The sequence below is a fragment of the Enhygromyxa salina genome (assembly GCF_002994615.1).
Classification (GTDB): Bacteria; Myxococcota_A; Polyangia; order Nannocystales; family Nannocystaceae; genus Plesiocystis; species Plesiocystis salina_A.
On sequence record NZ_PVNK01000001.1, the window covers coordinates 1 to 21809 of the forward strand.

17 protein-coding genes and 1 tRNA gene are annotated in these 21809 nt (G+C 70.5%); 8 read left to right on the forward strand and 10 right to left on the reverse strand.

The annotated features are described in order from the left end of the window. Both ENSA5_RS36735 and ENSA5_RS00010 read left to right on the forward strand, forming a co-directional pair. Positions 1-536: hypothetical protein (locus ENSA5_RS36735; protein WP_106389491.1), on the forward strand; the 536-nt coding region annotated here is incomplete at its 5' end. 44 nt (positions 537-580) lie between these two features. Next, positions 581-940: a PilZ domain-containing protein gene (locus tag ENSA5_RS00010; RefSeq protein ID WP_106389492.1), complete on the forward strand. Its 360-nt coding sequence runs from the start codon at positions 581-583 to the stop codon at positions 938-940. A 21-nt stretch (positions 941-961) separates the two neighbouring features. Here the strand turns inward: ENSA5_RS00010 and ENSA5_RS00015 are convergent, their stop codons facing one another. Next, positions 962-1432: a tetratricopeptide repeat protein gene (locus ENSA5_RS00015; RefSeq protein ID WP_181197075.1), complete on the reverse strand. Its 471-nt coding sequence runs from the start codon at positions 1430-1432 to the stop codon at positions 962-964. A gap of 334 nt (positions 1433-1766) precedes the next feature. Then, complete coding sequence (locus ENSA5_RS00020) at positions 1767-4724, reverse strand: BamA/TamA family outer membrane protein (RefSeq protein WP_106389494.1); 2958 nt, start codon at positions 4722-4724, stop codon at positions 1767-1769. A 613-nt stretch (positions 4725-5337) separates the two neighbouring features. On the opposite strand from ENSA5_RS00020, the gene ENSA5_RS00025 reads away from it, so the two are divergent. Then, positions 5338-7728: an OmpA family protein gene (locus tag ENSA5_RS00025; RefSeq protein ID WP_106389495.1), complete on the forward strand. Its 2391-nt coding sequence runs from the start codon at positions 5338-5340 to the stop codon at positions 7726-7728. 189 nt (positions 7729-7917) lie between these two features. On the opposite strand, the gene ENSA5_RS00030 is transcribed toward ENSA5_RS00025, so the two are convergent. The 7 genes from ENSA5_RS00030 to ENSA5_RS00060 all read right to left on the reverse strand — a co-directional run bounded on the left by ENSA5_RS00030 (position 7918) and on the right by ENSA5_RS00060 (position 17661). Next, positions 7918-8676, reverse strand: coding sequence for an FHA domain-containing protein (locus tag ENSA5_RS00030; RefSeq protein ID WP_181197076.1), 759 nt, complete (start codon positions 8674-8676; stop codon positions 7918-7920). 79 nt (positions 8677-8755) lie between these two features. Beyond that, the gene (locus ENSA5_RS36740; protein WP_181197077.1) at positions 8756-12010 is read right to left on the reverse strand and encodes a hypothetical protein; all 3255 of its coding nucleotides are present in this window, start codon (positions 12008-12010) and stop codon (positions 8756-8758) included. Then, on the reverse strand, positions 12007-13716 hold the full coding sequence (locus tag ENSA5_RS00040) for a YncE family protein (RefSeq protein WP_106389497.1): 1710 nt from the start codon (positions 13714-13716) through the stop codon (positions 12007-12009). Before ENSA5_RS00040 ends, ENSA5_RS36740 begins: the two co-directional genes overlap by 4 nt. A gap of 71 nt (positions 13717-13787) precedes the next feature. Further along, positions 13788-14573 (reverse strand): DNA repair protein RecO, encoded by a 786-nt coding sequence (gene recO, locus ENSA5_RS00045; protein ID WP_106389498.1) that lies wholly within the window; start codon positions 14571-14573, stop codon positions 13788-13790. 14 nt (positions 14574-14587) lie between these two features. Beyond that, positions 14588-15961 carry a magnesium transporter gene (mgtE, locus tag ENSA5_RS00050; protein WP_181197078.1) on the reverse strand — a complete coding sequence of 458 codons (1374 nt, stop codon included), beginning with the start codon at positions 15959-15961 and terminating at the stop codon, positions 14588-14590. A gap of 86 nt (positions 15962-16047) precedes the next feature. After that, complete coding sequence (locus tag ENSA5_RS00055; protein ID WP_106389500.1) at positions 16048-16686, reverse strand: helix-turn-helix domain-containing protein; 639 nt, start codon at positions 16684-16686, stop codon at positions 16048-16050. A 105-nt stretch (positions 16687-16791) separates the two neighbouring features. Further along, entirely contained in the window at positions 16792-17661 is an 870-nt protein-coding gene (locus ENSA5_RS00060) for a tetratricopeptide repeat protein (RefSeq protein ID WP_106389501.1), read from the reverse strand. A 156-nt stretch (positions 17662-17817) separates the two neighbouring features. Between ENSA5_RS00060 and ENSA5_RS35395 the strand changes: the two genes are divergently transcribed. From ENSA5_RS35395 to ENSA5_RS00070, 3 genes are all read left to right on the forward strand, one after another. Continuing rightward, the gene (locus ENSA5_RS35395) at positions 17818-18795 is read left to right on the forward strand and encodes a DHH family phosphoesterase (protein WP_146155146.1); all 978 of its coding nucleotides are present in this window, start codon (positions 17818-17820) and stop codon (positions 18793-18795) included. Next, on the forward strand, positions 18792-19319 hold the full coding sequence (locus tag ENSA5_RS36745; RefSeq protein ID WP_181197079.1) for a YkgJ family cysteine cluster protein: 528 nt from the start codon (positions 18792-18794) through the stop codon (positions 19317-19319). Before ENSA5_RS35395 ends, ENSA5_RS36745 begins: the two co-directional genes overlap by 4 nt. Positions 19320-19412: 93 nt before the next feature. Further along, a tRNA-Met gene (locus ENSA5_RS00070) sits at positions 19413-19486 on the forward strand. Between the two features lie 587 nt (positions 19487-20073). Here the strand turns inward: ENSA5_RS00070 and ENSA5_RS00075 are convergent. Next, on the reverse strand, positions 20074-20412 hold the full coding sequence (locus ENSA5_RS00075) for a response regulator transcription factor (RefSeq protein ID WP_181197080.1): 339 nt from the start codon (positions 20410-20412) through the stop codon (positions 20074-20076). Positions 20413-20443: 31 nt separating this feature from the next. On the opposite strand from ENSA5_RS00075, the gene ENSA5_RS00080 reads away from it, so the two are divergent. Together ENSA5_RS00080 and ENSA5_RS00085 are read left to right on the forward strand one after the other, a co-directional pair. Then, entirely contained in the window at positions 20444-21463 is a 1020-nt protein-coding gene (locus tag ENSA5_RS00080) for a helix-turn-helix transcriptional regulator (protein WP_181197081.1), read from the forward strand. Positions 21464-21470: 7 nt separating this feature from the next. Next, positions 21471-21779 (forward strand): 2Fe-2S iron-sulfur cluster-binding protein, encoded by a 309-nt coding sequence (locus tag ENSA5_RS00085; RefSeq protein ID WP_181197082.1) that lies wholly within the window; start codon positions 21471-21473, stop codon positions 21777-21779. The last annotated feature ends 30 nt before the right edge of the window (positions 21780-21809 follow it).

A 21809-nucleotide genomic window follows, 5' to 3' on the forward strand; every position in this document is an offset into this window, starting at 1 on the left:
GCGCGACGGCCCCGCAGATCGACCTCGCGCGGATCGATGAAGCGCTCGCGCGCCTCCCCGCCTCCCCGAGCCTGCCCGAGCTCCAAGACGCCGCCCTGCGCCAGGCGGGCACGGGCCCCAACACGGGCGCCAGGTGGCTCCGTCGATCCCGGGTCGCCGCGGCCCTGCCGACGGTCTCGGTCCAGTACGATCATCGCCTCGACGAGGGCTGGACCCTCGATCGCGAGGTCGGTGAAGCCGACGCCCTGCGCCGCGACGCAGGCTCCCAGGGCGTGGTCAAGGCCAAGGCGACCTGGGAGCTCGACCGCGTGATCTTCTCTCCCGACGAGCTCAAGGCCGCCCGCGCGCTGCTCGACCTCGCCGACTTCCGCGAGCGCGTGCTCGTCGAGGTCACCCAGCTCTACTACGAGCGCCTGCGCCTGCTGCTCGAGCGCGAGCTCGCGCCGCCCACCGATCTCGACGCCGCGATCGCGGCTGCGATCCGCCTGCGCGAGATCGAGGGCGTGCTCCGGGGGCTCACCGGGCTCGAGATCTGAGCCGGCATTTGAGCTGTGAGCGGTCCCGGTGTTAGCGTGACCCCGTGGACGAGCGTCGCGCTCATCAGCGGTTTTCGTGCGATCTACGCGTTCGCGTGGCCTTGCCCGATGGTCGCGAGCTCCACGGTCAGGCCGTCGACATCTCGTTCTCGGGCATCTGCCTCCACACCAACGAGGCCGTCACGCCCCCGACCACGGTCCAGTTCGAGGTTTGGGCCGTGCTGCCCGAACGCGAGACCCGCGAGATCGTGATGCCGGGCCGCGTCGTGTGGTCGACCCCCGTCGAGGGCCAGGTTCAGATCGGCGCGACCTTCGACCGCGACATGGACAACCGCTCGTGGGCCCGCCTCGAGCTGCTCTTGCAGTTCCTCGAGGGCAACCTCGAGGACGCCGCCCGGCTGTAGCCTGTCGGCCGCTGCGGGGGGTCAGCGCGACCCCGCGTCAAGCTCTCGCGCGAGCGCGAGCGCCTGCTCATGGCGAGCCGCCGCCTCGGCGTCCCCGCGTGTCTGCTCGATCAAGCCCAGCGTTCGGCAGCCGGCAGCGACTCCGCGCAGGTCCCTCGCCTCACTCAGCTCGACGGCCTCGTGGGCAAGAGCGACGGCCTCGTCGAATCGAGCGCCGGATAACGCGACCGTCGCCAGCCCGAGGTAGGACCGCGCCATCTCGTCGACGTCGTCGACGACGCGAGTCTCGGCGAGCGCCCCCCGATAGTGTTCTTCGGCGCCGCGATGATCGCTGATCTGCTCGGCGGCGTCCCCCATCTTGCGACGGACGGCGGACAGCTCGGAGGGCCCGAGCGATCCGCGGCCCACGTCGAGCGCCTGTTGGTACAGCTCCAACGCGCGCCGGGGATCTCCAGCGCTGCGAGCCGTGTCGGCCAGGCCCGCGTAGGCCAACGCCGTCGAGTTCGGATCCCCCCCGACATGGCTCGACGCATCCCCAATCCTCCCCCCACCCGCGCCCGACATGGATCGACTCGACTCTTGTCGACCCTGGCCCTGAACAAACAAGGGCTGCCGGGTCCCGAGCGCCCCTCCGGGTGGTCCCCAACAGGTCCGAGGTTTCTTTTGACCCCTGCCCGACGCGCCGCGCGAACACCCGCCGGGTGCTCGGCCCTCCCCCCACCCGTCCCGGACAGGTCACCAAATTCATTTGGACCCCCCGAGCCGCTTTCGGAGCTCGTTTAGACCTCAGCGGACCCTCAGCCCATCGACCTGCGGGCCGCCTCGCTCAAAAGGGCTGGTTGAAGGTCACGTTGATGTTGAAGGGCGGCAGCAGGCGTCCGACGTCCTCGATCCCCTGCACCTCCCCGAGATACTCGGGCAAGGTCTCCCCGAGGCACGCGACCCCGCGCCGACGCCCGAGCGGGACCGCGGCGTCGACCCGGATGAACTGCGGGACGACCCCGAACCACTGCAGCCGAGCCGCGAGCCCGTAGCCAACCTGTCCGTACCAGCTCTGGGCCCCAAACCACCCGGCGTAGCTGTCGCAGCCCGAGACCGAGGCCACGCCCCCGAACAAGGCGCCCGAGAGCGTGCGAACGAAGATCAAGTTGAACAGCGGGAGGCGCAGGTCGTCGAGGATCACGTGGCGGTACTCGAGCGCCGCCCGGGCCACGCCGCGGCCGAACAGCTCGTTGCTCGTGAACCCCGACAGCCTCCCGATCCCGCCGCCGCGGTTGAGGCTGCGAAACTCGAGCTCGGACGCGAGCGGGACCACGACGCTGGCCTCGATGAGGCTCGCGATCACGTGGTGATGGGCGACCCGCCACAGCTGCGCCCAGCCGAGGTCGAGGTCGAGCGCGTAGCGGTGATCGGTCTCGCCGTCGAGGCGCAGGGTCTGAGCGCTCGAGATCCCCGCAGAGATGAGGTGGCCGCGCTCGGGCCAGAGGCCGAACTTGCGCGTGTCGTGGCTCAGGCGCGTGCTCTGGATGATCCGGAGGCCGCCCGCCGCGTCGAGGCCGCCGGTGTTGAGCCACGCGACCGAGGTGCTCATCCGCAGCCGCAGCCGCCGTCGCTGGCGGTTTCGCTTCTCGCCGAAGTAGAAGTTGATCCCCGCGCTCCCGCCGACGTTGGTCTCGGGGTCGGTGAAGACCAGGAAGCTGCCGGTCCGCCGCAGGTCCCGGCGGAGGCTGCTCTCGAACGCGAAGAAGGCCGTGATCGCGTTGATCCGGGCCTGCGCGGTCTTGGCCGTGGCCAGCTCCGAGGCCGCGACGTTGAGCCCGATCCCGGTGTAGATGAAGCGGGCCTTGGCCGGCTTGCGGTTGTTGAACAGCGGATCGTTGTTGTCGCCGCGGTTGAGGCGATCGACGGGGATCCGCGAGGTCTCGACCAGGCGCGAGCGCGGATCGAGGCGCACGGCCCTGAGCTTGCGCTCGGTGTCGAGCACGAACACGTGCTGGGCCTTGCTCGGCTGGTCGAGCAGCGCGGCGCCGGGCTCGGCCTCGCCGTTCCAGACCAGGTAGTGATCCTGGCCCCCGCGCTCGTCGACGTAGATCTGGATCGGCTCGACGAGCGGGCGATCGCTGTCGCGGGTCACGGTGATCTCGTGATGCCAGCGGCCGTCCTCGCGCCGGGTCGAGCGCAGGTCGGTGATCGCGTAGTCGACCTTGGGATACGGCCCCAGCCACTGGTCGAAGAACCACCCGAGCTCGCGCCCCCAGACCTGCTCGGCGACGATCTGCGGATCGCTGTCGGGGCTGTCGGCCATCGTCGCGTAGAACTCGGCCATCTCGCGCTCGGTCAGGAGGTCCGAGAGCTTCTCGTGGATCCGGCGCCCGCTCGGGAGCTCGTGGGCAAAGAACAAGGGGTGGTTGCGGACCGGCCACTGGTCCTCGCTGCCGCGGAAGTAGGCCGACGAGAACGCGGCCTGGCCGGTGTACAAGAAGCTGTCGATCGAGGGGATGAAGGTCAGCGAGGCGAGCAGGTCGACGGCGTACTCGTCGCGCAGCTCCCTCGCGCGCTGCCACAAGGTGGCGAGCGCGACCCCGAACGAGCCCGAGAGCCACAGATCCGTCGAGGGATCGTGGCGGCCCGCGAACTGGCCGTAGCTCAGCAGGTCACAGATCGAGCGCGCGACCTGGATGTCGTGGAACTTGGCCAGGCGCTTGGTCCCGAGCAGCTCGAGGTACTGGTCGCTGACCATCACGGCGCTCGGGTGGAACATCGAGACGTCGCTGCGCAGGGGGCCCTGCACGACGGTCAGCTCGGCGTCCGGCGGCGGCTCGATCCCGATCACGCCGGCCAGATCGATGGCGTCGGTCGCGATCGAGGTCACGTGCCCGGCGACGTCGCGGATCGGGTTGAGGATGTTCTCGTTGGGGTACTGGGCCCCGGGCCGCCGGTTGATGTGCAGGATCCGAAGGTGGACGCCCCGATGCCAGCGCTCGCTGTGTTGCCAGCGCGGGCCCCAGAACACCGAGGGGTAGGCGATCGGCGCGCGCGTGTTGATCGACTCGCGCGTGACGACCAGCTCCTGGCCAGCGAGGGCCCGGTCCTGCTCGGGCGTCGGCGCGGTCCCGGGCGTCCAGTCCGGGACCGCAGCAAAGCGCGCCCGCTCGACGACCCACTCGACCGGCGTCACGACCCGGCCGTCCGCGGGCAGCCAGATCCCCCCGCGCGCGCGCTCGCTCGGCAGCGGCGCCACGGCCCCCGACAGGCTGCATCGCCGCCACACGCAGCCGAGCGGCCAGTAGCGGTGCGGGACCTCGACGCGATAGTCGACCTGGACCTCGGTCGCCCCGGCCGGGAGCTCGATCACGATGTCGCGCCGGCCCCCGGCCCGGGTCGACGCGAGCGCGCGGCCATCGGCCTGCGCGGCCTCGACGGTCATCCGGGCCCGCTCCGAGACGCCGGCGACGTAGGTCGACAGCGCGATCTCGTCGAGCTCGTGGGGCTCGTCGCGCAGGAGCTCGGCGTAGTCGAGCAAGATCAGGCGCTGGCCCGCGACGGCGGGGCGCACGAGCTCGTAGGTCGCCCGGCCGTCGACCTGGGCCCGGCGGCGAGGGATACGCTCGCCCTCGTCCGTGCGATCTCCCCCGCGCCACACGCTCAGCTCGACCCGGACCCGCGCGACCTCGGCCTCGCTCGCGGGCTTCGGCCTCGCGCTCGCGACGGGCTCGGGCTCGGGCTCGGGCTCGGGCTCGGCGGCCGCGACGGTCCGCGGCGCGAAGGCTCCGAGCGAGACCACCAGCGCGAGCCCGAGTCCGACGACACCGACACGGACACCGACACCGACACCGACGCCGATCGATCGCTGACCCGAGCACCGGATCCAGTCGAGCGGATCAGACCAGTGTTCACGTCCCGCCCGCGCTGACGGGCTCGGGCTCGAAGTGCGTCGCTTGGCTGACACGTCGATGCGTCGCCGGAGCTTAACGCGAGCGCTCGTCCGCGTCGCGTCCGCCGTGCGCGCGAGCCCGTGGGTGTCCCGTCAAGCGGTCCATGACCGAGGCCACCGATCCCTTCAGGCAAAGTTCGACTTCCAGCGAATCGGCCGAATTCAGCCTCCAGAAGCAAAACTAGCGGAGCTGGGGGGCCGTCCGCGAGGTGGGTGAAAGCGAGCGAGTTTGGAGGGCGCGGTCGTGACCGCCCTCCGCCTCGGGCCGACGCCGAGCCGGGCTGAGCTCCGCCTGCGCACCTGGCCAGTCGGACACCGCGAGCCGAAGCGTTGGCTCGACCGGACTCGCCCGCCCCACCGAACTCGCCGGACTCGCCGGACCCAACGATCGTCTCGCCGCCGATCAACTCCAGGAGGCGAGGCCGCGTTTGACACCTGCACGTGGACGTACGACGCTATTTACATGCGCCGCCTGTCGATCCATCTGCTCGCGTCGGGCCTTGCTGCGAGCACCTTGCTGCTGCTCCCCGGCCTCGCGTTCGCGGGACCGCCTTCGCTCCCCGAAGGTGGCGAGGAAGCCCCCGGCGAAGTCGCCGACCCCGCGAGCGACGCAGGCGGTGACGCGGCCGCCGACGATGGCCAGCTGCTGACGGCCGACGGTCAACCGATGCCCACCGACACCCAGCCGGCCGGTCCGGGTGAAGAGGTCATCGACGACGGCAGCGGGGCCGACGCGAGCGCCGAGGCCGAGGGTGGAGGCGAGCTCGAGACCGCGTTCGAAGCCGACAGCGACAGCGCGCTCGACTCCTCGTTCACCAGCGACAGCGAGACCGCGGGCGCGGCCGACACGAGCGGCGAGGTCTCGATGGGCAGCATGGGCCTCGAGGGCGACAGCGGCCCGGGCATGGTCGCCGGCCGCCGCGAGCCGGTCATGAACTCGCTGCGCGGCCCCGTTGGCCTCTACTACACCTCGCTGGCCGACGTCGGCGACAAGTACACGGTCCGGTTCCGGCTCCACACCGACTTCTTCGTCAAGAACAACTTCTTTTGCTGCGAGGGCGGAACCGAGGGCGATCGCCACGCGCGGCTGCGCGGCGCGGTCAACCTCGGCTTCACCTTCACCGAGTGGACCGAGGTCTACTTCAACGTCAACAGCTCCTCGAACCGCAACACTCGCGACCAGGGCGCGCGCGAGGATCCGCCCTCGGTGTTCGCCCTCGGCGACATGAACTTCGGCATCAAGGGCGCCTACCGGTTCTTGAACGGCGGCCTCGGCCTCGGCGGCCAGGTCGGGCTCGGCTTGCTCGCGGGCAGCGAGAAGCTCCGGACCTCGCGGGTCAACTTCGACTTCGCCGTGATCCTCGGCGCCGACCTCCGCTACCTGACCAAAAAAGAGGTCCCGGTCCGGATCACCGGCAACATCGGCTGGACCCTCGACAACTCGCCCAAGCTCATCGACGACTGGTCGGCGATCGAAGACCCGCTCTCGCGCGAGGTCCTGCGCTTCTCCTCGGGCGTCAACCACAGCCGCGTCAACACCAAGATCGCCGTCGACTTTCCGATCCGGCTCGGCAAGGACAAGCAGTACGGCATCGATCCGATCATCGAATACAACTGGGACATCGCGACCTACCAAGAAGAGGCCTTCGTCGAGCTGACCGAAGAATTCGGCGGCTCGCCGCTCAAGCGCTCGCAGGCGTGGCTGACCCTCGGCGCCCGGGCCAACGTCTACAGCGGCCTGTTCCTCGACCTCGCCGTCGACGTCGGCACGACCTCGCCGAGCTACGAGTTCGGCCCGCCGGTCCCACCCTACCAGGTCATCCTCGGCCTCGGCTGGAGCATCGATCCCCGCCCCCGCGTCAAGCAGGTCCCGGTTGCGATCGACGACAGCTCGGCCACGCCCGAGCCGGTGCTCGAGGGCCGGATCCTCGGCCGCGTCGCCGACCTCGAGGGCAACGCGATCGCCGGGGCCAAGGTCAGCTTCCCGGGCCTCGCGTCCAACGTGATCCTGACCGACGCGGCCGGGATGTTCACCAGCTTCCGCTTCCCCGAGGGCCCGGTCTCGATCGACGTCGAGCTGCCCGACGGCACGATCGTCACCCAGACCGCCGACGTCCGCGTCGGCGAGGACGCCCAGGTCGACATCATCGCCGACGTCGCCGCGGACGCCGGTGAAGACGTCGTGTTCGACGGCACCTTCCTCGGCAAGGACGGCGTCGGCGTCCCGGTCAAGGTCGCGCTCGACGGCATGGGCATCCAGGAGACCTTCGACTCCGACGGCGAGGGCCGCATCGCGATCGCCCTGCCCCTCGGCGACTACAAGGCCACGGTCACGGCCGAAGGCTACGAGCCCAAGGAGATCAGCTTCTCGGTCGTCGCCGACACGGGCGCGGTCATCAACGAGAGCCTGGTCCCGACCGATGCTGCGGGCGGCGGCGGCGGCGGCGGCGAGGTCATCGAGACCCCGCTGATCTCGGGCAACAAGTACCGGATCCGGGTCAAGAAGGGTCCGCGCTACAGCGGCAACGACCTCAACGTCGAGCGCAGCGCCGAGGCCCTCGACCAGCTCGCCTCGTACCTCAACCAGCACCCCGAGTACGGCCTGATCGAGATCCGCGTCCACACCGACGATCGCGGCAACCCCAAGAAGCGCAGCCAGTCACGGGCCGACGCGATCGCGGCCTACCTCGTCGGCAAGGGCGTCGTCGCCAGCCGGATCAAGGCCTCGGGCTGGGGCGACAAGGACCCGGTCGCGGTCAACATCACGGCCGACGGCCGGCGCAAGAACAACCGGACCGAGTTCAAGGTCAAGGACTACGACGAGTCCAAGAAGCCCGCGAGCGGCGGCAACTGAGCCCCAAGCCGGCCCCGCCGAGCCCCCGAAGAAGCCCGATCACGGCACGCCAAGCCCCCCTGAGGGGCCACGCACACGACCGCGAAGCTCCTGCGGGCGGGCCCGCCCGCGGAGCGAGGGACGAGCGACCGGGCGCGTCCCTGCCTGGCAAAGGCTGCCTGGGGAGGGCCCCGAAGACCCCCGTCTCGCTCAGCCCTTGCCGTAGGCGTCGGAGATCTCGGCGACCTCGGCCATCAGCTTGGCCGGCACGTCCAGGCCGTCCCGCGACATCGCCCGGAGCTTGGTCTCGTAGTCTTGGAGGCCCGACCCCGGCACCCGCGGGATGCGGTCGAGGGCGCTGCGGACCCGGGTGATCACGCTGGCCTGCATCAGCCAGCCCTTGGCGGCGTGGAGCCGAAACACGCGGTCGAGCCACACCCCGCCCGAGGTCTTCTCGGCCAGGGCCACGAGGCAGTTGACGGCCGAGGCCGCGGTCGGATGATCGACGGGGACCTTGGCGCTGGCGAGCTGGTTGGTCAGGGCCAGGGCGTAGCGCTCGGCCTCCTTGAGCTTGCCCATGCTCAGGCTCTTCTCGACCAGCGCGCCGATCAGCGAGGGAAACTTGGAGTCCTCGCCGGGCCCGATCGTCCGGCGCAGCGCGTCGCCCGACTCGTCCTCGTCGCTGTCGCTCTCGACGATCGTGATGACCTCGTGACCGATGCGGACCTTGTCGGCGTGGTGGAGGGTGATCTTGCCGTCGAGCTGCTCACCGTTGACGAAGGTCCCGTTGCGGCTCTTGAGGTCCTCGAGCACGACCAGGTCGTCGCTGACGTGGAAGCGCGCGTGGTAGCGACTGATCAGATCATCGTCGAGGGTCAGCCAGCAGTCGGAGCTTCGCCCGACGTCGACTGTGCCCCCGGGCAGCTTGAGGGTACGTGCCCCGATCTTGAGTCGGTACTGGCCGGACACCGGGCTGACGATAACTCAAAAACGCCGAAGCTGTCCGGCCCGCGGGCTTTGCGGATGAACAGCCTCCCGGACAGTCGCGCTAGCGAACGCCGGTGAAGGTCTCGTCGGCCATGACGCTATCGCCGAGGGTCACACGCACGACCTGGCCGCGGATCGACGACGTGGATCCGGGGCCGCTGCCGTCGACGATGTAGGCGACGTCGGTCTGAGGCCCCGCGACGATGCGGACCGGGTAGGTCAGCGGTTGGCCCTCGAGGAGCAGGAAGTCGGCGAACGCGGCGTAGCCGGTGTCGAGGCCGAAGTCCTGGCGGTAGCCCCGAGGGATCCGCGAACGGCGGAAGCCCGCGAACTCGGCCGGCCAGGCCACGTCCTCGTAGCCCGGGATGTCGGCGGTCAGGCCCTCGAGCGAGGCGAGATCGAGCACGATACTGAAGATCGGGTTTGAGTAGCGCAGGGCGCTGACCGAGACCTGATCCTCGTAGACGAACTGGTGAAATTTGTTGTTGAGTGCGCGGGTCGCAGTGACCCGGCAGGGGTTGGCGTTGCTGGGCTCGACGTTGTCGCTGACGCAGGCCGGGATCGCCTGCCACTCGGGGTCGTCGGGGTCGTCGCTGGGCGGCAGCGGGAGGCGGCTGGTCAGGAGGCGCGAGATCTCGGTGTTGGTGGTCTCGCGGCAGTAGCCATCTTCGTCGGCCTCGACCAGGTCCGTGACGAAGGTGATGCCCGGACCGCTGACCCGAAATTCGTCGTTCAGCGCGACCTGGTAGCGCACGAACTCGCCAAAGCACTCGGGCCCGGGCAGCCGCCGCCGGATGCAGGTCTGATCCATCGGGTCGTCGGGGTCGCAGGCGACGCGGCAGCGCGCGTCGATGCACAACGCGCCCTCGGTCATGCAGTCCGAGTCCTCGCCGCAGCCGCCATCGGGCTGCTCGTCGGTGCACACGAAGTGGCCCTCGACCTCGCCCAGGACCAGGCCGCCGTCCGGGTCGTCGAACTCCACGAGCTGAGACAGCGGCTTGGGCGGCAGGGCCTCGAGCTCGAGCTCGGTCTGGGTCGCCGAGACGATCCGGAACTCGCGGTAGGCCTCGCCGCAGGGATCGCGGATGAAGTTGTCGCAGATCTGGCGGAGCTCGGCGGCGCGCTCGTCGAAGTCTTCGGCGGAGATGCAGATACCGGTGCTGTCGCCGCCCGCGGCCGTCTCGCGCAGGCACGCGCGCCCGTCACCGCAGTCGTCGTCATCGAAGCAGCCGACGATCACGAGCTTGTCGTCGGGCAGCACGCCCTCGTCGCAGAAGTTCGCGCTCGCGTCGTAGAGGCGCGAGCCCTCGAGGCAGGTGCCGTCGTACCAGCCCGGCTTGTCGCAGTCGACGCGGCCGGTCGAGGACAGCGTGTTTGGGATCGAGCCCTCCCACTCGATCGACCACTGGGCCCCGCTGGAGCTGCCCCAACTGCGGTAGTCGTGGACGGCCACGCGCACGACGTCCTCGTCGTAGAGCACGCCGTTGCCGAGGCCGTCGTAGTCGGCGACGACGTTGAGCTGGTCGAAGGCGCGCTCGTCGTTGGCGTAGGTCGCGTCGACGCGGCGCAGGGTCGGCGCGAGCGATCGCGTGGGGCCGGAGTCGGCCGGTATCACCCGGCTCGGCGGATCGTCGAACACGGTCGGGAGCCCGAGCTCGTCGCTGAACCCGGGGTCGGGCCACAGCGAGTGCGGGAACAGGCGCACGTCCATGACGTTGGCCGGGTCGATCCCTACCCCGCCGAGATCTTCGGCGGTGGTCTCTCCGTTCGCGCGCTCCTGGTCGATCATCACGTAGGTCGCGTAGCCGCCGGTCGTCACGCCGATCGCCACGGTCCCGGGCTCGCTGAAGGGGCCCAGCACGGTGGTGTCGCCGACCTCGATGTTCAGATCTTCCTCGACCGTCTTGCGGAACATCCAGTCCGTGACCTCCTCGCCGCGTCCGGGGCGGATGCCCGGACCGCGCGCGAACCCGCGGCGGTCGGTCGGCGGGACGTCGTTCGGAGACTGGCTGACGGGGGTGCAGGCCGAGACGCCCGCGCTGGCGACGACGCTGGGGTCGCTGTGGGTCTCGCACTCGACCCCGATCTCGTTCGCGTCGGCCGGGAGCGCGCGACCGACGACCCGCGTCGAGCCGTCGCCCGCGACGATGTACAAGAAGCGCGAGGCGGTCGAGAATTGCTCGATGCCGACGTCGACCTTGGGGCTGACGCGGATGCCCTTGATGCCGCCAGCGTCGTCGAGCTCGAGCTGATTGGTGTCTGCGGCCCACTCGCCGGAGTCCTCGATCGGGATCTCGAACAGGACATCCGATCCGAGCCCGCCGACGTAGAGCTGCTGACCCTGGATGTCCTCGTCGTCGGCCGAGGGCCGCAGGGCCAGGGCCAGGGCCTGCGGGAAGGGGCCGTCTGAGTCGATCTGGGGCAGCTCGGGCGGGAAGTCCCCGTTGAACTGACCCGGGCACTCGAGCGGGCAGGTCGGCGACGGGCCGCTGTCGACGACGTTGACGACCCCGTCCTCGTCGGTCACGAACTGGCGGCTCTGGATCACGTAGCCGGTCTTGAGATCGACCTCGGCGACCATGTTGCAGGTCGGAAAGCTGACGTAGACGCTCGCGGGCGCGAGCGGGTCGCAGATGCCCGTGAGCGTCTGCCCGGGGGCGAGGCCCGGCGACTGCGTCAAGCTCGAGGGAACCGACAGGACCTGGCCCGGGCGGGCGCCGAGCGGAACCCAGCCGCTCGGGGCGTCGGGTTCCGAGCCGTTGGGCTCGACGTAGGCGTGGGGGATCACCGTCGAGACCAGGCTGCTGGGCTCGTCGGCGACGTCGGGGTTGTCGAGCCCGAACCCGGCGAGCGCGGGGGCGTCGAGCAGGGTCAGATCACAGCTGCCGACGTTGGCCGAGATCACCCGGCAGCCGTCGCTGCTCGCGTCGAGCTCGGTCGGGAGGATGCCGGCCGGGATGAAGTTGTAGCCCGGGCTCTCGATGTCCATGTCGACCAAGCGGTTGGCGCACTTGGTGAACATCGCGATCTCGTTGCGCTCGGAGTTGGCGACGAAGCCGACGAGGTGGGGGTTGTCGGACGAGCAGCTGCTGGCCTCGCTCTGGCACACGCTCAGCGGCAGCGCCACGGTCGTGCACTCGCCCGGGTCGTCGACCCCGTCGTCGTCGAGGTCCTCGCACTCGACGGCCGCGCACACGAGCGCCATGTCGGTCGGGCGGTCGAGCACGCGGTTGGGGATGTCGACCTCCTCCTGGGCCTGACAGCCGAGCGCCGCCAACGCGAGCGCGAACCAGCCGAGTGTGGGACGGCGCATCATTGGACGTAGGGCTCCTGGAGTCCGAGGCGGGCGATCTGGGTGAAGCGCGCGGGGCTGTCGGGATCCATCTCGATCACGCTGATCGTCGCGTCGAGGGTGTTGGCGATGTAGACGACCTCGCGCGCGAGGTCCACGGTCATCGTGTCGGGCCCGATGCCCGCGCGCGACAGCCCGACGACCGTCAAGCTGGCCAGATCGACGACGAAGAGCTCGCCGCTGCGGTAGCAGGTCACGAGCCCGTACTCGTTGTCGCCGTCGTCGTAGACGGCGAGGGTCGTCGGCTGCGAGCAGACCTCGACCTGGCCGGCGGGCAGATCGATCGTCTCGCCGTCCGGGCCGATCGAGGTGTCGATGCGCAGGAGGCCGCCCGGGTTGCTCTGGAGCACGTAGAGCTCGTTGCCCGTGCGCGAGAACGCGACGTCGGCGAGGATCGGACGGCTGGTGCTGAGCGGGACATTGGCGGTCGACAGCGCGCCAACGGCGAAGTCCTTGACCGGCTCGGCCTGGGGGACGCAGGAGATGTCCGCGTCGTCGTCGGGCACACACGCGGCCTCGCTGGCGTCGGCGTCGGGCACCTGCGGGTGGGTGATCGCGGTCATGACGTTGACGTAGGGGGTCCAGCGCAGCGCGCTGTAGACCAGCGGCCGCGAGCAGCCGTTGGTCCGGCTCGGCGCGTTGCCGCTGTCGACGTCGCAGGGCCGCTGGGCCAGGCCGAAGCCGCCCTGGTAGGCCAGCGAGGCCCCGTCGATCACCAGCAGGTTGGCCTGGTGGACGATCGCCGGCCTCTGGATCTCGTCGCTGTCGATGCCCTCGAGAGCCAGGAGCGTGAAGTCGGGGTCGCCCTGGTGGGACACGTAGGCCAGGGGCAGATCGGGCTGGGGGCTGACCAGGACCCGAAACGGCTCGCGCGCGAGCCGGGTGAGCTCGGGGTCGTTGTCGAGGAAGCGCAGCCGATGATCGTCGTCGCAGTAGCGGCTGCCGTCGTGGCCGGGGTCGCTGCCGCAGTCGAGGCGCAGGTCGTCGCCGGTGCCCGAGATCTCGACGTAGGTCACGCTCGGATCGCCGCGCACGGGGATCAGCAGCATCGCCTCGTTGTCGCTCGGATCCACGTCCCAGGCGGCGGCCGGGCCCGGGAAGGTGCCGAAGTGGACCGTGGACTCCGAGCACACGAAGGGCTCCTCGAGGCACTCGACCATCTGCGGCGTGTTGGCCACCCGCCGACACCACTGGCCCTGCTTGGCCTTGGCTTGGGCGCCGCTCGAGCCGCAGACCCCGGAGTCCTCGGCCCAGTTGTACGCGTCGGAGTCGGGGCTCAGCGCAGCTCCTGCGCTGAGGATCGCGCTGGGGTCACCGAACGCCGCCTCCCAGAAGCGGTCGAGATCGAGGGCGAGCATCGAGCCGGCGTTGAAGCGGCGATCGCTGTTGGCGTTGATCGCAAACAGCCAGCGCGCGGGCTCCCGGCACTGATCACCGCCGCCGCACAGCTGGTCGCCCTCGCAGTCGTCGTCGGTGATGCAGGGTCCGCTCGGCTCCGTCGACACCCGGGGGTCGAGCATCAGGCCCGACGGGAACGCGAGCTCGTTCGCGGGCGGATCGAAGCCGGGGTTGCCGTCGCCGCAGCTGGTTGCGAGCGCGGCGATGGAGACCGTCGCCACGACCAGCGAGGTCGCCGCCGTCGCTCGCAGGCCGAGTAGTGAGCGCCGCATGAGCTCGGAAGCTATCAAGAACCCCGGCGAAAACCACCCTGTAAGCTCGCAATCAACCTGTCTTTGTCGCCTCACTCGGGCGCGGGCGGCTTGGGCCGCGCCGCGATCTGGGCGAAGAAGGCCAGCGAGCGCAGCTCCCCGCGCAGGTGCGGGGCGATCAGCTCGCGACAGAGATCCCGCAGGTCCCGCCGCGTCTCCCGGTCTGCCTCGGCGTAAGCGCGCGCGCGGTCCTCGGGGTCGGGCTCGAGCAGGGCCGACGCGAGCCCGAGGACCGCGGCCGGGATCCGTCGGGCCATGCGCGCGTGAGCCAGGCACAGGATCCCCCCGCGCGCGGCGGAGAAGGCCACGCCCTCCTCGGTCGCGTGGCCCGGCGAGCCGCACACGCTGCACTCCGCGAGCGCGGGCAGCAGCCCGAGAGACTCGAGCAGCCCGAGCTCGTAGCGGCGCAGCAGCCCGGGCTTGGCCTCGGCCGGGGTCGGCGCGAGCGCGGCCTCGATCGCCTCGCACAGCCACGCGAACGCGGTCGGATCGGACGCGCTGCCGCCGACGAGCTGATCGCTGAGCTCGCACAGGTAGGCGACGTAGGCGAAGACGTCGAGGTCGCGGCCGAGCCGGCCGTGGTCGGAGCTCGGCGCGAAGCTCGACAGCACCGCGAGCGACCCGCGCCCGCGGCCGACGTCGACCTGCCCGCGGGCCCCGACCGGGAGGCCGCCCGGGAAGCGCCGACGACTGCGCCGAGCGCCACGCGCGATGCAGTCGATCTTCCCGTGGCCCGGCGTCAGCAACACGACGATCAGATCGGACTCGCGGATCGGCTGCGTCCGCAAGATGACGGCCGGCGTGACGATCGCGCTCATGGGTCCAGCATGACTCAGGCCTCGACGCCCAGGAGCACCGTCGCCAGCCAGAAGTAGAACATCAGCCCGAGGATATCGACGGCCGTGGTCACGAAGGGCCCGGTCGAGACCGCCGGATCGATCTTGAGCCGGTTCATGAGCAGCGGGATCGAGGTCCCGACCGCGGCCGCGATCGTCATCGAGCCCATCATGCCCAGAGTCAGGACCGCGCCGAGCGCCAGCGGATCGGGGACCCGGGCGCCGATGAAGGGCGCGACCAGGGCGATCAGCAGGCCGTAGAGGGCCCCGAGCGCCATGCCCAGGCCGGTCTCACGAAACACCAGGCGCCCGAGCGAGGCGCTCTCGACGTAGCCGACCGCGAGACCCCGGACGACGATCGTCGAGCTCTGGGTCCCGACGTTGCCGCCCATGCCCGCGATCACGGGCATGAACAGCGCGAGCACCGGCACGGTCTCGAGCGCGCCCTCGAAGCCCGAGAGCGCGGCCGCGACCAGGACCCCGCCGATCGCCGCGGCCAGCAGCCAGGGCATCCGCGCGCGCAAGCTGGTCCAAAACGAGCGGGTCTCGAACAGCTCCTCACCGGCGCCGGCCATCTTGAGGATGTCCTCGGTCGCCTCTTCGCGGATGACGTCGACGATGTCGTCGATCGTCACGACCCCGACGAGCCGCCGCTGGTCGTCGACGACCGGGACCGCGACGAGGTCGTAGCGCATCGCGACGTCGGCGACCTCCTCCTGGTCGGCCTCGCGGTCGACGTAGACCAGCTCGGGCTCCATGATCTCGCGGATCGGGTCGTCGCGGCGGCTGGTCAGCAACATCCGCAGGGACACGACCCCGACGAGGCGCTCGTCGTCGTCGACCACGTAGACGTAGAAGGCCTGATCCGGCGGGTCCTCCTCCTCCTGGACCACCCGCGTGGCCTCGGCGACGGTCACGGTGTCGTAGACCCGGATGAAGTCCAGCGACATGATGCCGCCGGCCGTGTTCTCGTCGTAGCCGAGGAGCTGCTCGACCTCGTCGGCGTCCTCGGGATCGAGGCGCGTGAGGATCTGGCGGAGGCGGGTCTCTTCGACGCGGCCGAGGATGTCGGCGACGTCGTCGGCCTCGAGATCGTCGAGCAGGACCGCGACCTCTTCGGGCGCGAGCCGACGGACGAGCTCGGCGGCCGTCTCCTCGCGCAGCTCGGCGAACACCGCCGCGCGGCGCTCGACCGAGAGCATCTTGAGGATCCGGTCCTGAGCGTCGGGCGGGGTGTTGTCGAGCTGCGCCGCGATCTGGACTTCGTCGAGGCGCTGGAGGATCCGCGCGACCCGACGGGTGTCGTTGCGCCGCAGCGGACGCATCAGATCGATCAGCTTGCCCCGAGCCATGGCGGACCTCGGCGGCATGGTAAGGATCATTGCCCCCCGCAGCCAGCCTGCCGGGAGAGTATCTGGGCCCCTGGGCCCTGGGATCGGCCGGGACGAGCAGGCTGCTAGGACTTGATCATGAGGGTCTCGGCCTGACCGCTCGCGAGCGTGAACGCGATGAACACGATCAGCGCGACGATCAGGGCCACGACCAGCCACATCAAGATCCGCGCGCTCGGCAGCCGACCGAGCCACGCGCCCAGGTTGTCGGCCAGCCACGAGCCCAGGTCTCCGGCCAGCCGCTGGGGCGCGGCGGCCCGGGCAGGCGAGCGCGGGCGCCCCGTGCTCAATTTGTTCGCGTGCTTGGTGCCGACCGGGCTCACGGCGCTGGTCTCGCGTCGGCGCGCGCGCAGCTGGGCCCGCTCGCGCTTGTAGAGCAAGCCGAGGACGGTGTCGGGATCGAGCTCGAGCGATCGCGCGCAGCAACGCAAGAAGCCCTTGGCGAACACCATGGCCGGGAGCTCTTCGAAGCGGTCGGCTTCGAGCAGCTCGAGCTGGCGGCGCGGGATCTTGGTCGCCACGGCCAGCTGCTCGAGGCTCACGCCCCGTCGCTTGCGCTGGGCCTGGAGGTAGGGGCCCGGGCTGTCGTAGCCGTCCGCGCCCTCGCGGGGATCGGGGGCAGACTTGGCCGGGGCCGAACCTGACTCGGGGCTCACCGCCATGTCGGCAGCGACGACCCGAAGGCGACCAGTGTCGACTCGCATCGGGCGCAAGTGTGCAGCCAGCTCCCGCGACCGGGCAAGGCCAAGCGCGACGTCAGCGCCGTGAGCCCACCAAGGGGCGTCAGAGCCGGCGAGCGCGGTCGTTCGTCACTCGGCGTCGGTCACGGCGGGAGGCCGCGCGTCGGCCGCCAGCGTCATGAACTGCCGACACGCGTTGGCGAGGCAGCTTCGCGGCGCCAGCTCGAGGCAGCTCTGAAACGCCTCGCTCGCCCCGGCCCCCTGGCCCAGGCGCATGCGAGCGATCCCCGCGACGCGGTGGGCGTCCTGGATCGGACAGCGCTCGTCGGAGATCACTCGCTCCGCCTCCTCGAGCGCCTGCTCGGTCATCTCGTAGTCGAGGTAGACCTGCGCGAGGCGGTAGCGGCCCACGCAGTAGTCCGGGTTCATGAGCACGGACTGGCGCAGCTCGGTCATCGCCTGAACCAGGTCGCCCTGCTCGTAGTAGGCCCAGCCGAGGTTGGCGAGGGCCGAGAACTTCTCCATGTAGAACTGGGCGCCGAGGGCCAGCTCGAGCTCCGTCTGGGCGCGCTCGTGATCGTGGAAGTAGAGCGAGATCACGGCCATCGAGTTGTAGGCCCGGCCGATGCTCGGGTCGTTCTCGTCGTAGGAGGCCGCGGCCTGGCTGAACGAGTCGTGGGCGGCGCGGTGGAGCTCGTCGGCGCGGAGGCGCTGCTCGTCGGCGGCCTCGTCGGTCAGGCACATCTCCGACTCGATGAACTCGATGATCGTGCGGCCCTCGTGGAGCAGGATCAGGCCCATCAGGTAGTGGGCGTTGCCGTGGGCCGGGACCGACTCGAGCGCGAACTCCAGCTGCTTCTTGGCGTCGTCGAAGGATCCCGTCTGAGCCGAGCCCAGGGCGATCTCGTAGTGGTTGTCGGCCGACTCGAGCAGCTCCTGGGGGCTGCGCTTGTCGTCGGCGTGGGCGCAGGCCGTGAGCCCCCCCAGCGCGACCGACACCGCGAGGGCGCCCAGGCCACGGCGGGCCCGTGAGGTAGACGTCAGCGACGATCGCAGTCCCATCGCCGGCCACGCTAGCAGCGGCGCGGCGGCGACCAAAGAAAGCAACAATTGCGGGTGGACCTGGCCTCGCCCCCTCCCTACCCTGCCGCCCGCATGCGCGTTCACGTGCTCCACCACGCTCGCTGCTTCGACGGTGCCGCCTCCGCGGCGCTGTTCTCGGCGTTCATGCGCGGGCGCCACGGCCAGGCGATCGAGCTGGTCCAGATCCCCAAGCATCACCAGCGGGGCGACCCCTTCGTCGACGCCGACTTCGAGGGCGCCGACGAGGCCGCCGTGGTCGACTTCCGCTACACCCAGCGCCCGGGGCTGACCTGGTATTTCGATCACCACCGCTCGGCTTTTCAGCTCCCCGGGGATCGCGCCCACTTCGAGGCCGATCGCAGCGGGCAGCGCTTCCACGACCCCGCCGTGCCGAGCTGCACGGGCTACCTGGCCGAGATCGCCCACGGCCGCTTCGGCTTCGACGCCTCGGCCCACGCCGAGCTGATCCGGTGGGCCGAGATCATCGACTCGGCCGCCTTCGCCAGCCCCGAGGCCGCGGTCCTCTATGAAGATCCAGCCATGCGCCTGGCCGCGTGGATCCAGACGGCCACCGACCCCGAGGCGATCACCGCGTTCATCGAGGCGCTCCTGGTCACGCCCCTGGCGACGCTCGCCGAGGCCGCGTGGATCCGCGAGATCGTCGAGCCCCGGCTCGAGTGCCACCGCGAGGACATCGAGCTCATGCGCCGGCTCGGGCGGACCGAGGGCGGGATCTTCGTCTACGACCTCATCGACGAGGGGCCGCGGGTCCTGAGCCACTTCATCCCCTACTACCTGGCCCCGGACACGACCTACACCGTCGGGATCTACGCCCACCCCGACGGGGATCTGCGCCTCTCGGCTGGCTTCAACCCCTGGTTCGATCCGGGGCGCCGAACCCACGACCTCGCCCAGCTGTGCGAGCGACACGGCGGCGGCGGCCACCCCTTCGTCGCGGGCGCCTCGTTCACCGCCGACGAGGGCGTCGCGCGGGTTCGGGCCGTGCAGGCCGAGATCGTCGCGAGCTTGCGCGCGGAGGTCGGCGCTTGACCGGGCCGAGCGACCACCTCGTCCAGCTTCGGGCCCGCGTCGACCAGCACTTCGACGAGGCGATCGCGCGTACGCCCGCGAGCTTCGCGTGCCGGCCCGGCTGCGCGAGCTGCTGCGATCCGCGCTTTTCGGTCTTCGAGGTCGAGGCCGCCCCGATCCGCGAGGCGCTCGCCGCCCTGGCCGAGCGCGACCCGGCCCTGCGCCAGCGGATCCGCGAGCAAGGCCAAGCCGAGCCGGAGGGATCGTCGGCGTGTGCCCTGCTGGTCGACGGCCGGTGCAGCGTCTACGCCCAGCGGCCGCTGATCTGCCGCTCGCACGGGCTCCCGATCGCGGTCCCCGACCCCGCGCGCCCCGACGGCCCGCTGACCGTGGACCACTGCCCGCTCAACTTCGTCGACGATCCGCCACCTCGTGCCAGCGTGCTGATCCTCGACGCCATCAACCGCCCGCTCGCGGTCCTGGCCGAGATCACCGCGCCCGGCCAGGCCCGGGTCGAGCTCGCCGCGCTCGCGCGAGACGAGTGAAAAAACCGGGCCCTGATTTTTTCTGATTTGAGGGCTTGACCTCGCCGGTCCTTGGGCCTACAACCCGCTTCCCGTGGCACCGGCCACGTCCACTGCGGGGTGGAGCAGCCAGGTAGCTCGCCGGGCTCATAACCCGGAGGTCATAGGTTCAAATCCTGTCCCCGCTATGCCTCAAACGGCTCGCAGATACTCTCTGCGGGCCGTTTGTTGTTTTGGCCGATCTGGCCGTCCGCCCCTGCCCCAACCGTCATCCTCCTCGGCGGATCCATCCTGTCTACGTTGCGCTGCGCGACGCGTTCGCCAGCGAAGCGATCGCCAACTGCGAGCTCGCGGGATCCGCTCTATTGCCGAACGAGTTCGATCCAGTCGGCGATCGCACGCAAATCACGCGACCATCGTTCGAAATCTGGGCCCGCACACGAGCGGTAGATCGGCCTGAGATTTTAGAGAACTGGTTGGCCCGCCAAGACGTGGACTGGAGCCTGCTTGCGCACGATGCCGAGTCGGTCGTCAACCCAGAGTTGGACTACGATCCCGAGCAGTGCTCGGAGTTCAAGCATGTACTCGCCGATCTCCCCGAGCTCGCGCCGCGCCCTCGCCGCCCGCCTCGCCGCCCGCCTCGCTCACCCCGACGAGGGTAGCCCAACCCGCCGCCACCCCTGGCGCGGCTCTGCTGTTTGACTCCGATCTGGCCCAAACGGCGCCAGACACTGCGCCAGTCTCAAACGTCCTGAATTCGAAGGTCTGCGGGGGCTCACAACTCGTCGCGAGAGTCACCGCGCTCACGCCCGCCCGCCATGGGGCCCGTCACGAGCGCGGCGAGCTCGTCGCGCGAGCCGACGCCGAGCTTGCGATAGACAGCGTGAAGCTGGTTGGCCACGGTCTTGACCGAGGTTCTACGGAGCTCGGCGATCTCGGCGTTGCTGCGCCCTGCGAGCAGCGCGTGGACGACCGCGCGCTCGGACTCGCTGAGCACTCTCGGGAGCGAGGTTATCCCGGCCGACACGACGAGCGTGTCGCCGACCCGGGATACACGCAGGCGCGATTTCGCGCCACGTCGCCCCCGACGATCCTCTTCATTTGCGTCGGCCATCTGGCTCCTTGATAACACGATCGTGCCGGTCATGACCCGCCCCGCCACGTCCAAGGTCGATCTCGTCGAGCTCGCATACGCGCTCGACCGGCAGCCCCAACAGTGGCTGCACGATCTCGGCGCGACGCTGCGCGGCACCATCCCGGGGATCGTGAATTGCTACGCCTTCGAGGTCTCGCGCGTCGCCGGTCGGGTCACGCTTGGCGAGCACTGGGTCGAGGAGCCCCTGGTCGGCGAGCAGCTGCGCAAGACCTTCGCGGAGGCGTCGGACGAGCTCCTCGATCTGTTCAACGGCGCGCCGCTCCTGGCAAAGATGACGAGCGCGGTCCTGGCCGAGGCCGGGATCTCGATCTCGACCACGCCGCTGCCGGCCGCCTACGCGGCCATGGGTGTCGTCGACCAGTTCGCGGTCTCCGCGACCGACCCGTCTGGCCGCGGCGCCGTGCTCGGGATGTCCCTCGACAATCACGACGGCCCGAGCCCGGAGGATCGCGTGATGCTGGCGCAGATCGGAGCCCACGTCGCCGCCGGGGCACGCCTGCGTCGGCGGCTCGGCGGTCGTCCCGCGATCGACGAGGCCGACGCGGTCCTGCGGCCAAGCGGCGAGCTCGAGCACCTCGACGACGCGACCGCCCCCAGCGAGCTCCTGCGCGAAGCGGTCGCGCGGGTCGAGCGAGCCCGGAGCCGCCGGGCCGACGAGCGCGAGGCCCTCGAGCTCTGGCAGGGGCTCGTCGCCGGGCAGTGGTCGCTGGTCGATCACTTCGAAGGCAGCGGGCGGCGCTACTACGTCGCGGTCTGCAACTCGACGCAGGCCGCCGCGAGCAGAGCTCTGACCCGGCGCGAGGCCGAGGTCGTCGCCTACCTCGCGAGCGGCACGAGCACCAAGGCCACCGCCTATGCCCTCGGGCTCGACATGGTGACGGTGCGCGGCTACCTGCGCTCGGCGATGGCGAAGCTCGGGGTCCGGACCCGGGCAGAGTTGATCGGGCTGCGGGCGATGCTGCTCCCGCCCGAGCTCGACCGTGGCGAGGCCGATGGCGAGCAGCCATAGTGCGCCCATGGTTGTCCGCGTCCGCTTCGGCCGTGACTTCGGCGAGCTCTCGGTCCCGCTCGGCACGAGCTTGCTCGCTGCGGCCGCCCGCGCCCAGGCCCCGCTCGGCAACGCGTGTCGCGCCCGGGGCGTGTGCCGAGCCTGCGCGGTCCAGGTGGTCGAGGGGGCGGAGCTGCTCAACGCCCCGGGCGAGCTCGAGCGCGACATGGAGCTCGAGCCTGGCTGGCGCATGGCCTGCCAGACCCGCGTCCGCGCCCCCGGACGCCTGCACTTGTGGACGCCCCACTGGGGGGGATCACCGACCGCCGAGGACTGATCACAAACGTGCACGATCGTGCGCGCTTGA